The sequence below is a fragment of the Stenotrophomonas sp. PUT21 genome (assembly GCF_052232875.1).
Lineage (GTDB): Bacteria > Pseudomonadota > Gammaproteobacteria > Xanthomonadales > Xanthomonadaceae > Stenotrophomonas > Stenotrophomonas maltophilia_N.
In genome coordinates, this window is record NZ_CP197645.1 from 1,872,439 (window position 1) to 1,885,323 (window position 12,885).

The window sequence follows — 12,885 nt, forward strand, 5'->3', positions numbered from 1 at the left end:
GGGGCACGCCATGGAAACCCTGCGTCATCGCTTCCCCGGGCAGCACGATCTCACCGAGCGCAATCACCATGCGCTGGTCGGCGTGGTCGCCTCGGGCAATCTGGAAGTCCTGGTGGAACCGACCGATCTGGACGGCGCGATGGAGATCGAGGTGATCACCTCGGCCACCGGTTTCGGCACCATCTGGCAGGCCGTCCTGGCCGATTTCGCCGCGCGTCATCCGCTGCGCAATGTGCGGCTGTCGATCAACGATGCCGGCGCCACACCCGCGGTGGTCAGCCTGCGTCTGCAGCAGGCACTGGAAACGCTGCAGGAAGGAGACGCGCCGTGAGCAGTCACAGTTTCTACGAGGCCGACGCCCGGGAGCGCATCCACGGACTACTCGACAAGGGCAGCTTCACCGAATTCGTCGGCCCTGCCCGCCGCATCATCAGCCCGCATCTGGCCCAGCTGGATCAACCAGGCGCGTTCGATGATGGCATCGTGGTTGGCGCGGGCCGCCTGAAAGGCCGCGACGTGCTGATCGCCGCGCAGCAGGGTCAGTTCATGGGCGGCGGCGTGGGCGAAGTGCATGGCGCCAAGCTCACCGGCCTGCTTGAACGTGCCGTTGCGGTGCGTCCGGATGCGGTGCTGCTGCTGCTCGACAGCGGCGGCGTTCGCCTGCACGAAGCCAACGCCGGCCTGATCGCCATTTCCGAAATCATGCGGGCCGTGTTGGCCACGCGCGCCGCCGGCATTCCGGTATACGCACTGATCGGCAGCGGCAACGGCGCGTTCGGCGGGATGGGCATCGTGGCCCGGTGCTGCACGGCGGTGGTGATGTCCGAAGAGGGCCGCCTCTCGCTGTCCGGCCCGGAGGTGATCGAGACCGTGCGCGGGGTGGAAGAGTTCGACGCGCGCGACCGTGCCCTGGTCTGGCGCGTCACCGGTGGCAAGCACCGCTATCTGATCGGCGATGCCGTACAGCTGGTGCCGGATCGCATCGAGGCATTTGGTGACGCGGCGATGTCACTGCTCGCTGCCCACACCGAAGCCGACGACCCATTACAGGCCATCGAGCAGGAACACGCTCGGCTCGCCGCACGCATCAGCGCTTATGGAAACTCCCGCGATGGCCTCGAGGTCTGGCGCCTGCAGGGCATCGCCGATCCCGAACACCTGCCGTTGCTGGAGACCGCCGACTTCCTGGACGCGGTCAAAGACCGGAGCCTGCCATGGACCTGACCCCTCTGCTCGACGCCCTGTTCCCGCTGGGCCACGCGGTCACCCGCAGCGACGATGTGCTGGGCGGCACCGCCACCACTGCCGCAGGCGAGGGCACCGTGATCGGTACCGCCAACAAGCTGGAAGTCGGTGTCGACCATGCGCTGGCGCTGGCTGCCACCGTGCTAGCCAGTACCCGCGCCCATCCGCAGCGGCCGATCGTGATGCTGGTCGATACCGCCGGCCAGCGCCTGGCGCGCCGCGATGAAATGCTCGGCATCAACAGCTGCTTCGCCCATCTGGCGCGCACGCTGGATCTGGCCCGCCGCCGTGGCGCGCCGCTGGTCAGCCTGGTCTACGGTGAATCGGTCAGTGGCGGCTTTCTGTCGTTCGGCCTGATGGCCGACCGCATCTTCGCCCTGCCCGACGCCCAGGTGCGGGTGATGGATCTGCGCGCGATGGCCCGTGTCACCAAGCAACCGCTGGAGAAGCTGCAGGCGCTGAGCCAGAGTTCGCCGGTGTTCGCGCCGGGCGTGGAAAACTACGTGCGCATGGGCGCGGTGGAGGCCGTCTGGGAGGGCGACCTCGCGCAGGCATTGGTGGATGCGCTGCAGGCGCCGATCACCGGCGATCAACGCCGCGCACGGGGCGCCGAGCGTGGTGGCCGCCTGCTGGCGCGCGATGTCGCCGCTGCCGTGGCCGCGGGCGAGGCCTGAGCTATGCGCCGTCACGACCTGGTCTGGCTCGATCCGCAGGCGCCGTGGCAGGTTCTCACGGCCGGTGCCGATGCGCGGCTGCGGGCATGGGCCCAGGCGCGGCTGCCATTCGTGGTCGCGCGGCGCGATCCGGCCAGCGACGAACACCAGGTGCGGCTTGGCGTGCCACTCCCGGTGGCCGAGCACCGCCAGCGCCTGTCGCTGCGGGCTGATCCGTCCGCGGTCCTGCGCTGCGCGCCACCACCGCCGCTGGCCGAGGTTGCGGCTGATATCGGTCCGGCGTGGCGTGAGCGACTGCACGGTCTGGTCACCGTGACGGCCTCCCTCCCGGTGGCACCGCGCGTGTTCGGCAGCGCGGCGTGGCAGCACCTGACCGGCCTGCCCTATCTGCATGACGACTCCGATCTGGATCTGCTCTTCGAGGTCGCCGACACCCAGCATGCCGATCAGATCGTCGCGGTACTGCAGCACCATGAGCGCCAGCATCCCCTGCGGCTGGACGGCGAGCTGCGCTTCCCGGGCGATCGCGCGGTCAATTGGCGCGAGTACGCCAGCGGTGCCACGCGTGTGATGGTCAAAGGCGACGATGCCTGCTGGCTGGTGCCGCGTGAGGCGCTGGCTGCCTGGCAGGTGGCCGCATGAACGCCGTTCGCCAGCCCGTGCCGGGGATCGGAGCGCCCCGCTCCGCTGATGCGCGTCGGCTTGGCCGCCTGGCCATCGCCAGCCTGCACGCCGAGCTTGCCTGCACGCCCAAGCCGGGCCTGGTCACCCCCTTCAGCCGCGGCAGCCACAGCGACATGGATGCCGGCACCTTCCTGCGCAGCCTGTTCGCGCTGCGGGGTTACTTCGTCGCCATCGCGCAGGCCGGCGGCAACGATGCGCCGTTCGAGTCACTGCGCTCGCTCGGCATCGCTGCCGAAGCCGCGATGCTGCGCGCCACCGGCGGCATCAATACGCATCGCGGGGCGATCTTCAGCCTCGGGCTGCTGGTCGCGCAGTCCGCCCGGCTGCGCGCCAGCGGCGAACGCGCGCCATCGGGCGATGCGGTGTGCCGCGGCGTCACCCAATGGCGCGCGGCGCTGCTGGACGCTCCGTTGAATCCCGCAAGCCCCGGCCAGCGCGCCCGCCGCCGGCATGCCGTCCCCGGTGTCCGCGAACAGGCGGCTGATGGTTACCCGCTGCTGCGGGACCTGGCCCTGCCGACTCTGCAGCGTGTGCTCCACACCACCGCGAACGCCGAAGCGGCGCAGGTGGAGACCCTGATGACGTTGATCGCCCACACGGTCGATCTGAATCTGCTGCACCGGGGCGGTGACGCCGGGCTCGCATTCGCGCAGGGCCAGGGACGCCGCTTCCTCGCGCAGGGCGGTGTCCAGCAGGCCGACTGGCGTGAGCGAGTTGCCGCCATCGGCCATGCTTTCGAACAACGGCGGCTCAGCCCCGGCGGCAGCGCCGATCTACTGGCCTGCACGTGGTTCCTGCACCTGCAGGAGCGCGCATGAGCCTGGTCCTGCTCTGCTCGGGCCAAGGCGGCCAACACCCCGGAATGTTCGCGCGCGTTCGCGACGATGCACGGGCACGCCCCATCCTGGCGCAGGCCAGTGCGGTGCTGGGCACGCCGGTGGACGCCCTTGCCGCAGAGGAAAGGCGCTTCCGCAACGCCCTCGCCCAGCCCCTGGTCTGCGCCGCGGCACTGGCGCACTACACCGCACTGCGTGACGCACTGCCGACGATCACCGCCGTCGCCGGTTACAGCGCCGGTGAGCTGGCCGCGCATGCGATCGCCGGCAGCGTAGACAATGCCACCTGCCTGCACCTGGCCGCACGCCGCGCCGCGCTGATGGACGCCGCCTCGCCGGCCGATGCCGGCCTGATCGCCGTGATCGGCCTGGACGCCACACACATCGCCCAGCTGTGCGCCGCGCACGCGGTGCATGTCGCCATCGTCAACGGTCCGGACCACGTCGTGCTGGGTGGCCTGCGTCGCGGCCTGGACGCCGTCGCGGCGGCTGCTGCCCACCAGGGCGCGCGCACGCTGGCACTGTCGGTGGACGTTCCCGCGCATACCCCGCTGCTCGCGGCGGCGGCGCAGGCGTTCGAAACGCTGCTGCGCGATACCCCGCTGCTGGCCCCGCGGCTGCGCCTGCTGGCCGGCATCGACGGCCGCAGTGTCGGCGATGTCGCGCGTGTGGTGCACACGCTGGCCGCGCAGATCGCACAGACCGTGCAGTGGCAGCAGGCACTTGATCAAGCGGTCGAGCGCGGCGGCAAGGTATTTCTCGAGCTGGGCCCAGGCGCGGCGCTGAGCCGCCGGGTGCGCGAGCTGCACCCGCAGCTGCAGGCACGCTCGGTGGAGGATTTCCGCACGCTGGAGGGCGTGCGCGAATGGGTGGACGCGGCATGCGCACGCGCCTGAGCGGTCACCCGAAGCGGTAACACCAGCAGTCCCCGGGTGGCGGGTCGCCATCATGCTGCACGCGTATCAAGTGTCTCGGGAGGGCGCATGAGTCCGCAAATCGCAACGATCATCGGCTTGGTGATCATGTTCATCGTGGCCACGGCCCTGCCCATCAACATGGGTGCCGTCGCCTTCGCGCTGGCCTTCATCATCGGCGGCCTGTTCGTCGGGATGGAGGGCAAGGAGGTGTTGGCCGGTTTCCCGGGCGACCTGTTCCTGACCCTGGTCGGCATCACCTATCTGTTCGCCATCGCGCAGAAGAACGGCACCATCGATCTGCTCGTGCATTGGGCGGTAAAGGCGGTGCGCGGGCACATCGTCGCCATCCCCTGGGTGATGTTCGTGGTCACTGCAGTGCTGACCGCCTTCGGTGCGCTCGGCCCCGCGGCCGTGGCGATCATCGGCCCGGTCGCGCTGCGCTTTGCCAAGCAGTACAGGATCAACCCGCTGATGATGGGCCTGCTGGTGATCCACGGGGCACAGGCCGGCGGCTTCTCGCCGATCAGCGTGTATGGCGGCATCACCAACCAGGTCGTGCAGAAGGCCGGGCTGGAAGTCACGGAAATGGCCGTGTTCCTGACCAGCCTGGGCTTCAACCTGCTGATGGGCATCATCTGTTTCTTCGCCTTCGGCGGCCTGGCGCTGATGCGTCGCGCACCCACCGCGACCGAGCCGTTGCTGGCGGGCAGCCAAGCCTCCTCGCGGCAGTTCGCGATTGAAGGGCATGGCGCGCTGGTTTCGGCCGGTGGTGGCACCCTCTCCAATGATCCGGACGCGCTGGATGACGTGCGCATCAACCGCGAACGCGTGTTCACCCTGATCGGGCTGCTGGGCCTGGGCATCGCGGCCCTGGTCTACAACCTCAACGTCGGGCTGGTCTCGATCACTGTCGCGGTGGTGCTGGCCCTGCTCTCGCCCAACTCGCAGAAGGGCGCGGTGGATGGCATCAGCTGGTCCACCGTGCTGCTGATCAGCGGCGTGGTGACCTATGTGGCCGTGCTGCAGCAGGCAGGCGCGGTGGATTACATCGGTCATGGTGTGGGCGCGATCGGCATTCCCCTGCTGGGCGCGCTGCTGGTCTGCTATGTGGGCGGCATCGTCTCGGCATTCGCCTCCTCGGCGGCCGTGCTCGGCGCCACGATTCCGTTGGCGGTGCCGTTCCTGATGCAGGGGCATCTGAGCGCCGCGGGTGTGATCTGCGCGTTGGCGATCTCCTCCACCGTGGTGGATGTGAGCCCGTTCTCCACCAACGGCGCGCTGGTCGTGGCCTCGGCGGCGAAGGAAGAGCGCGAAGCCCTGTTCCGCCGGTTCCTGGTCTACAGCGGCCTGGTGGTGGCCTTCGGCCCCCTGCTGGCGTGGCTGCTGTTCGTCGTGCCGGGCTGGTTGTGAGCCCACGGCGGGCCTGCCCGGCAGGCCCGCCATGACCCGGTAGAATGCTGCACACCTCTCCACGAAGCCCCGCCATGCCCCTGGCCCCTGGTCCCCGCCTGTCGAATAAGCGCGTGCCGCTGTATGAAGAAGTGGCCGAACGGCTGCGCCAGAAGATCTACGACTACGAACTGCCACCGGGCGAGTGGATCGACGAGCCGATGCTGGCCGAAGAACTGGGCATCAGCCGTACCCCGCTGCGTGAGAGCCTCAAACTGCTGGCTGCCGAAGGCTTGGTGCAGCTCGATGCCGGCCGCGGCAGTCGGGTCACCCGGCTTACCTTGGAAGACCTCAACCAGCTGTTCCCGGTGATGGCCATGCTGGAAGGCCGCTGCGTGCATGAGGCGGTCAAGCGCATTGATGAGCAGGGCGTGGTCCAGCTGCAGGCGCTGCACGATGCGATGGAAGTGGCCGCCGCCGCCGGTGACCTGGCCGAGTACTACCGCAACAACTACCTGATCCATGAAAGCCTGCAGACCCACGCCGGCAACCCGTGGCTGATCCGCGTCACCCACGACCTGCACCGCATCCTGAAGATGCATCGCGGCCGTCAGTTGCTGACACCGGGCCGCATGGCCCAGTCATTGGCCGAGCACCGGGCGCTGATGGAGTGCATCCGCAACCGGGATGCGGAAGCGGCCGAGCAGATGATGAACCGCCATCTGCTCAGTCAAGGCGAGGCATTGGCCGCCTACGTGGCGGCCGGTGGCCAGTTGAACGTGCCTGCGCCGCTGCCACGGCACGGTGGGCGCTGAGCGGTCAGGCCAGTTCTACGGTCAGACGCGTCAAGGATTGCCCGAGCAGATGCAGCCGGATCTGATCCAGGCTGGTGAAGTAACACGCCGTGTCCGCACCGGCCAGCCGATAGATACCGCGCTTGCCACCGAGCAGGACGAATTTTTCCTGGTCCACCAGGTACTGGGCGACCGGTGGCACGCCCTGCGCTTTCAGCCCATCGATATCGATGGGTTCCAGCGCGTCGAGATCATGCAGTGCTGTGGTCATGGGGAAAGAAGTTCGCGACGGGAAGGTCAGGTTAGAGGCTGCGCAGGCAGCATCGCGTGGAATCATCGTGAGGACGGCGCGAGTGCTGCCGCCGAGCCCGATGACCCATCCTGCGCGAGACCCGCCCGCGCGTCTCTACAACGATTACGAAACGCAGCAGAAAGTGGCTCAAAGGGCCACGGATAGTCCGTCGTCAACGTCACAGCGCTTCCAATCGTGCCCGGGGTGATGGCGCATGCCTTCGCAACAGTTGCAGACGCTGCCCGGGATCGGCGAGGGCGCACGGCACTGTTCCTGCCGCGCCCGATCATTCTGACCCGCCGGTGTCAGCGCGGATATACAAGCACTATGAAAAACCATCTGCGGCATAGTTTCACGCCTGCCCTTCACATGACTTTGTGACGCGGCCTGCGGAGACAGCACCTGGCAGGGAACTTTCGTACTTTTTGCATACCGCCCCCCTGAGCGCGGGCGTATCTGTGGGGGATATTTTTGCCGGATGACAGGTGCATGGCTTCACGTGCTTCCACCCCTTCCCCCCTCAGCGGGCGGCACCGCAGTGCCGCACGCATTATCTGGTTCACCCTCACCTTGGCACTGGGCGGCAGCCTGCTATGGCTGGCGCTGTCCTCTCCAACCGCCCGGCGCACCCCGTTCGCCTTGGCCATCGGGCCGCAGATGGCCAGCCAGCATGGCCTGGCCGGCGATGCCGCCCAGGGTGGGCCCGGTGCGTACCTGGAAGCGGTGGAAGCACTGTCCGGGCTGAAGCTGGAGCTGGTCCGCGCGCCCTCCATCGAGCGTGCCGTCCTGCTGCTGCACAACGAACAGGTGGATGGGCTGGCCTTTTCGCTGCCCTCCACCGCGGCGATGCTGCCCACCACCGCTGCGGTATCGCCCTCGTTCTACACAGGGGCCACCGTCATGGTGACCCGCCCCACCGCGGCATTCCGGGCGTTGTCGGTGATGGACGGCATGCGGGTCGGCGTGATCGGCAATGGTGAGTACCGTGCCTATCTGGCCGAGCGACACCCCGGCATCGACGTGTATCCCCTGCCCTCCGTGGACGAGATGCTGGAGGCGGTGGACAGTGGCGGCATCGATGCCGCGATCGGGGTGGACGCCGTCCTGGCTCCGCTGGCCCGCAAGCGGTTTGACGAGCGCCTGGAGGTGCATCTGGTCTCCGATGGCCCCGCCGTGGAAATGCGCGTGGCCTCCTTGCCGCGCCGCGCCGGCGAGATCGCCATGGCCCACCAGACCTTCCTCTCGCTGCCACTGGATACCCGGCAGGACATCCTGGACCGCTGGTTGACCGCACTCTATCGCTCGCCACCCACGTTGCGCGCGGTGCTCGCCCACTACCGCGTGCACATCACCGTGCTGGGCATGTTCCTGCTCGCGTTCCTGCTGGCCGTCGCCCAGTCGCAGCGCAATGCGCGCTCGCTGGCCTCCCGGCAGGCCAGCGCCGCCCGCATCCTGACCCTGGTCAACCACGAGGTCCGCAACGGCGCGGCCTCGGTCATCTCCGCCATCGATCTGCTCGAGGCCGAAACCGACCCCGCTGAGCGCAACCGCCTGTTCCAGTCCGCTCGTTCGGCCGCAGACGCGCTCAAACACACACTGACCAATGCGCTGGAGTTCATGTTCCGTGACATGCCGGGTCAGGCGGACCCGGCCTTCCTGCAGAACGCCGAGGGCATCGTGAGCGAATGTCTTTCGGCGATGCGTCCACTGGCGCGCTGCAAAGGCCTGCACCTGGTGCTCCGGTTGGAGGGGCGGTATGTCCAGCAGGCGATGTGCGACGCGCGCGCCCTGCACCACATTGCCAGCAATCTGATCTCCAATGCGATCAAATTCAGCGACCACGGCGAGGTCACGATCAAGCTCGTCTATCTGGCAGGCGTGGGACACGCCGGGGCGGTGGAGCTCAGCGTCAGCGACGTCGGCCCGGGTATCCCGCGCGAAGACCTGAGCCGCATCTTCGAGCCTTTCAGTGCCACCCGCATCGGCCGGCTCAAGCATGGCGCGGGCATCGGGCTCTCGCTGTGCCGGCGCATCGCCCGCGCCCAAGGCGGCAATGTCACGGTCTCGAGCCAGCCCGGAAGGGGCTCCACGTTCGTCGCCACGCTTCGCGCCGAGTACGGCGAGGCCACCGGCAATGCCGCGCCGGCGCCATTGCAGGCCCTCAGGCCGGAGCTGGCCTGCGCGTTGGTGATCGAAGACCAGCCGGCCATCGCCAAGATCATGGTGCGGCGGCTGCGCGGCTTGGGCCTGGAAACCGTGGTGGCTGACTCGGGGGCCGCTGCCATCCGTCTGATGAATCAGGAGGGACCGTTCGGCATTGTCACCGTGGATGGCGACCTGATGGACGCCGATGGCAGTGATATCGCCCTGGAAATCCGGTCGATCGAACGCCGCAATGACTGGCCGCCGGCCCGGCTGTTGTCGGTCTCCGCGTCAAGCGATGTGATCGACCGCGCGGCCTACGCCCGGGCCGGGGTGGATGTCTACCTGGGCAAGCCCATCGACTGGGCCGCCTTCGATGCCGCCAGTGGCGCCCCGGCCAGCAGCGCCCGGCCACCGGTCGTGCCGACGCAGGAGGGCTTGAGCGTCATGGAGATCTACCACCACCAGATGCAGCTGGACCGCAGCGGCCTGGAAGTGTCCATCCGTGTACAGAACTGGCGCGGCGCCCTGGCCATGGCGCACCGCATGCAGGGGGCCGCCTCGATGGTGGGTGACGCCGGCGTGGTGGAGGCACTCCGGGAGCTCCAGCAGTGCCTGAAGGGCCATGCCATCAATGGCGACCCGGCCGATGCGCGGGTCTGGGCCCTGGTGGCGCTGCTCAACCCTGCTGCGGCGGAGGATGTGGATGACGCCGCGCCGTGAGCGGCTGCGCGCGGCACCACCTCCACTCCCGCCGCAGACGGTCATCCTGCGGCCTGTGCGTTACCGACGAGCGACGGCCTGCTTCAACAGCGTGCTGGTGTAGGCCGTTTCAACGGCATTGCCGAGCGCCGTAAGGGTACCGTCTCCCTCCATGAATGCGGCATACGCAAGGTAGACATCTGTCCACAGCTGCGTTGCCTGCGCCAGCAGATCACCCTCTAGGTTCGCCGCGACCGCCGGCCACGTGGCATTCCACTCCCAGAAGCTCTCCGACACCCGTTCAATGTCCGGCCGGTCAGCAAGCACGCCCCACGCCACGCGGTCTTTGTAGACGAACTTCAAGCGGCCACGGAACTTCACCCCGGCCGTGATCCAGCGCTCCAGCGCCAGCCGCCGTGACTCACATCGCGCTTGCGCTTTCCATGCAGTGGCACCTTTCCAGGTCGCCAGTGCCGCACCGAGCGCACCCACGCTCGCCGCGGCGGACGCCGCCAGTGTCATCAAGGCCATCGTGTCCTGCTCCATCGCCGGGTTCCCCTCATCGTTCGCTCAGTGCGGGATGCACTGGCGTACGTTGAATCTGGGGCCTCGGCATGGCCGCATACATACAACAACAATGAAAACAGGGCGCCCGAAGGCGCCTTGCGTGTTTACATCAACCCGATCACCAGGCTCGACGCACCGATCACCACGCCCGGCGCAGACCCAGCTGTGCTCCAGCATCCTTGTAGCCGCTGTCGCCACGCTGCACCCGCAGGTCACCCCACGCCGACCAGCGCTGGCCCAGGCGCAGCTGCGCGCCGGCCTGTGCTTCGTAGCGATTGGTGGGCAGGCGCGCATCCAGCCGCTCGCCATCGAAGCGCATCGCATCGCCGCGCTCGGTGTAGAGCCAGTTGACCGCCAGGAACGGCTGCACCCGGTTGCCCGAGGCGTTGTCATGCCCAAACAGGCGCACGCCCACACGGGACTCAAAGCCACCGGCGCGATCATCCTCGACCACCGTGCCGTTCACTTCCTGCAGCGTGTCGCCCTTGTAATCGGTGTAGGTCACCTGGGCCTGTGGCTGCAGATACCAGGTGCCATGGTCCGAGTTGGCGAAGGCCCAGCCGTAGCCGGCTTCAAGGCTGGCCGCACGGGTGGTCGCATCGTAGGTCTCACGCGGCAGGTTGTTGCCCTGCACGCGGTTGTCGTAGCGGCCGTACTGCAGCCAGCCGTCGACGTAGAGCCCAGCGCTGTCTTCGGCACTCTGCACCCACGTGCCGTACAGGCCCACCGCATCGCCCTTGACCTTGCCGCGGGTGCCGTAGCCGGTGATCCGCGAAGTGGCCCGGGTCTCGGCTTCGCCGGTGGCCAGCATCAGCCCGATCTGGCCGCGGCCAGTCTGGCCCCAGCGGTACAGGTCACTGCCGATCTGCAGCACATTGGTGTGCGTGCGCGTATCGACCTGACCGGCAATCGTGGTGTGCATCTGATCGCGGCCCACGCGTGCCCACGCCCCCGCACCATCGTGCTCGAAGGCCGGCTCGCCACGGTCGTGGCGGCGCTGCTGGAACATGTGCACGGCCGCCGCCTGGTTGGCCAGGTAGGCACCCGGCTCCGGGCGCAGCAGTGGGATCGGATCGGTCGGGCCACCCGGATCGATCGGGTCTACCGGAATGACGGGCGCCACCGGATCCACCGGCGTACCCGGATCGGTCGGCGCGCAGATCGGCAGCGACGGATTCAGATCACACGGGTCACCGGTGTAGGTGGAGCGCAGATACCAGGCACCGTCGTTCGGGTTGGCAACGCCGCCCTTGTACAGCAGATATTCGTAGATACCCGCCGTGGCACGGCCCGGCATCACGAAGCTGGCATCGGACGAACCGGCGACCGAAATCAGCTGGATGCCCTCGCCCGTCTGCGCACCGGTGCCGTTGATGTTGTTGACCACGATGTTGCCGGTGCCGGAGCTGTTACCCGCGATCACCACCTTGTCCGAGGGCGAACTGTCGTCCCCAAACACGGTGTTGAACACGAACGTGCCGCCCTGGCCGACGAAGTCGCCGTTGACGTTGAGGGTGTTGAAGGCCGTGCCATCGCCGAGCTTGACCGTACCGCCCGAACCGAGCGTCAGGTCGCCGATGCTGCTGTCGCCGCTGAGGTTCCAGCCGGCGCCGTTGGTGACGGTGGTATTTGCAGGGCCGGTGATGATGCCGTTGAGGATGGCGTTGTCAGTGAAGGTCAAGGCTGCAGTCGCAGTATCCGCCACCAGAATATTGCCATTCAGCGTCGAATCGCTGACCAGGAAGCCGAGTTCAGCCGTGCCAACGGCTTCAAGAATGTTCCCGTTTCCGCCGATCAACTCGGCTCCATTTCGCACAATGACCGTTGCGGGAATTGTGCCCGTGAACCCGGAAACGCGGATAGCGGGACCGCTACGCCCAACCACGCGGGATCCATCAACCACAGTTCCCCAGGTCGAGGTGTCCTGTCCACCTGGCTGGCCAACCTGACCGAGCCCGATACTGATGCCAGCGCGCTCCCCGGTGACCGTGCTGCCCGCGAGAATGTCAGCCCGGCCCCACCCGATGTTCACGCCGTAGCCTAGAGCGCCAGACGCCAGCGGTCGACCATCGAGGATGCTGCCGGAAATGCTCACGATACCTCCGCCTTGAACGCTGACCGCCGAGCTCGCGCCAGTGATGGTGCTGTTACTTACACTCACCAACGACTGGGCAGCGCCCGCCGCCGCTAACTGCAAGCCTATCGACACGGCATTGGAAATAGACGAATTGGCGATCGTCGCTGCGCTGCTGACCACGCTGACACCGCCAGTTCCGGTGGCGCTGGTAATGGTTGCGCCATCCATCAACAAGGTTCCGCCGGAGAGCAGGGAAACTCTCTTTGCGGTAACGCCCGGTCTGATATCCAACGTGCCCGTCTGGACGTTGAACGTTTCCGTCGCCGGGAAATCGCCGGGATTCACCACGAGCGTCTGCCCCGCGGGAACGTCGGCGGCACTGGCAGAAGGAGACCAGGTACCGGATATCGCCCCGAACCCGGCAGCCAAGCCAAGAGCGATAGCGGCTGAGAGACGGGAGTGAGACGTGAGGCGTGACGAAACCTGCGGCATGGCTAGGTCCTTTTCGGTTGGAAAATGGCGGTAAGTCATGGATCTGTATCTGGGTGTTCGGCACCCTTCGATCA

13 protein-coding genes are annotated in these 12,885 nt (G+C 67.5%); 10 read left to right on the top strand and 3 right to left on the bottom strand.

Annotated features, from left to right (window positions below):
* The first annotated feature begins 10 nt into the window (after nt 1-10).
* From mdcC to ACTT2I_RS08780, 8 genes are all read left to right on the top strand, one after another.
* Complete coding sequence (mdcC, locus tag ACTT2I_RS08745; RefSeq protein WP_421099927.1) at nt 11-331, top strand: malonate decarboxylase acyl carrier protein; 321 nt, start codon at nt 11-13, stop codon at nt 329-331.
* Complete coding sequence (locus tag ACTT2I_RS08750; protein ID WP_421099926.1) at nt 328-1,224, top strand: biotin-independent malonate decarboxylase subunit beta; 897 nt, start codon at nt 328-330, stop codon at nt 1,222-1,224. Before mdcC ends, ACTT2I_RS08750 begins: the two co-directional genes overlap by 4 nt.
* Nucleotides 1,215-1,919, top strand: coding sequence for a biotin-independent malonate decarboxylase subunit gamma (gene mdcE, locus ACTT2I_RS08755; protein ID WP_421099925.1), 705 nt, complete (start codon nt 1,215-1,217; stop codon nt 1,917-1,919). Before ACTT2I_RS08750 ends, mdcE begins: the two co-directional genes overlap by 10 nt.
* Before the next feature lie 3 nt (nt 1,920-1,922).
* A complete protein-coding gene (gene mdcG, locus ACTT2I_RS08760; protein ID WP_421099924.1) occupies nt 1,923-2,561 on the top strand; it encodes a malonate decarboxylase holo-[acyl-carrier-protein] synthase in 639 nt (212 codons plus the stop codon).
* The gene (mdcB, locus tag ACTT2I_RS08765) at nt 2,558-3,421 is read left to right on the top strand and encodes a triphosphoribosyl-dephospho-CoA synthase MdcB (protein WP_421099923.1); all 864 of its coding nucleotides are present in this window, start codon (nt 2,558-2,560) and stop codon (nt 3,419-3,421) included. Before mdcG ends, mdcB begins: the two co-directional genes overlap by 4 nt.
* A complete protein-coding gene (gene mdcH, locus ACTT2I_RS08770) occupies nt 3,418-4,335 on the top strand; it encodes a malonate decarboxylase subunit epsilon (protein ID WP_421099922.1) in 918 nt (305 codons plus the stop codon). The genes mdcB and mdcH overlap by 4 nt, the downstream gene beginning before the upstream one ends.
* A gap of 87 nt (nt 4,336-4,422) precedes the next feature.
* Complete coding sequence (locus ACTT2I_RS08775; RefSeq protein WP_421099921.1) at nt 4,423-5,766, top strand: SLC13 family permease; 1,344 nt, start codon at nt 4,423-4,425, stop codon at nt 5,764-5,766.
* 74 nt (nt 5,767-5,840) lie between these two features.
* The gene (locus ACTT2I_RS08780) at nt 5,841-6,560 is read left to right on the top strand and encodes a GntR family transcriptional regulator (RefSeq protein WP_421099920.1); all 720 of its coding nucleotides are present in this window, start codon (nt 5,841-5,843) and stop codon (nt 6,558-6,560) included.
* 4 nt (nt 6,561-6,564) lie between these two features.
* Here the strand turns inward: ACTT2I_RS08780 and ACTT2I_RS08785 are convergent, their stop codons facing one another.
* Nucleotides 6,565-6,810 carry a hypothetical protein gene (locus ACTT2I_RS08785; RefSeq protein ID WP_088434254.1) on the bottom strand — a complete coding sequence of 82 codons (246 nt, stop codon included), beginning with the start codon at nt 6,808-6,810 and terminating at the stop codon, nt 6,565-6,567.
* Nucleotides 6,811-7,320: 510 nt separating this feature from the next.
* Between ACTT2I_RS08785 and ACTT2I_RS08790 the strand changes: the two genes are divergently transcribed.
* On the top strand, nt 7,321-9,696 hold the full coding sequence (locus tag ACTT2I_RS08790) for an ATP-binding protein (RefSeq protein ID WP_421099919.1): 2,376 nt from the start codon (nt 7,321-7,323) through the stop codon (nt 9,694-9,696).
* 60 nt (nt 9,697-9,756) lie between these two features.
* Here the strand turns inward: ACTT2I_RS08790 and ACTT2I_RS08795 are convergent, their stop codons facing one another.
* Both ACTT2I_RS08795 and ACTT2I_RS08800 read right to left on the bottom strand, forming a co-directional pair.
* On the bottom strand, nt 9,757-10,221 hold the full coding sequence (locus ACTT2I_RS08795; protein WP_421099918.1) for a hypothetical protein: 465 nt from the start codon (nt 10,219-10,221) through the stop codon (nt 9,757-9,759).
* A 160-nt stretch (nt 10,222-10,381) separates the two neighbouring features.
* The gene (locus tag ACTT2I_RS08800) at nt 10,382-11,923 is read right to left on the bottom strand and encodes an autotransporter family protein (RefSeq protein WP_421099917.1); all 1,542 of its coding nucleotides are present in this window, start codon (nt 11,921-11,923) and stop codon (nt 10,382-10,384) included.
* 457 nt (nt 11,924-12,380) lie between these two features.
* On the opposite strand from ACTT2I_RS08800, the gene ACTT2I_RS08805 reads away from it, so the two are divergent.
* Entirely contained in the window at nt 12,381-12,782 is a 402-nt protein-coding gene (locus tag ACTT2I_RS08805) for a hypothetical protein (RefSeq protein WP_421099916.1), read from the top strand.
* Nucleotides 12,783-12,885: the final 103 nt, after the last annotated feature.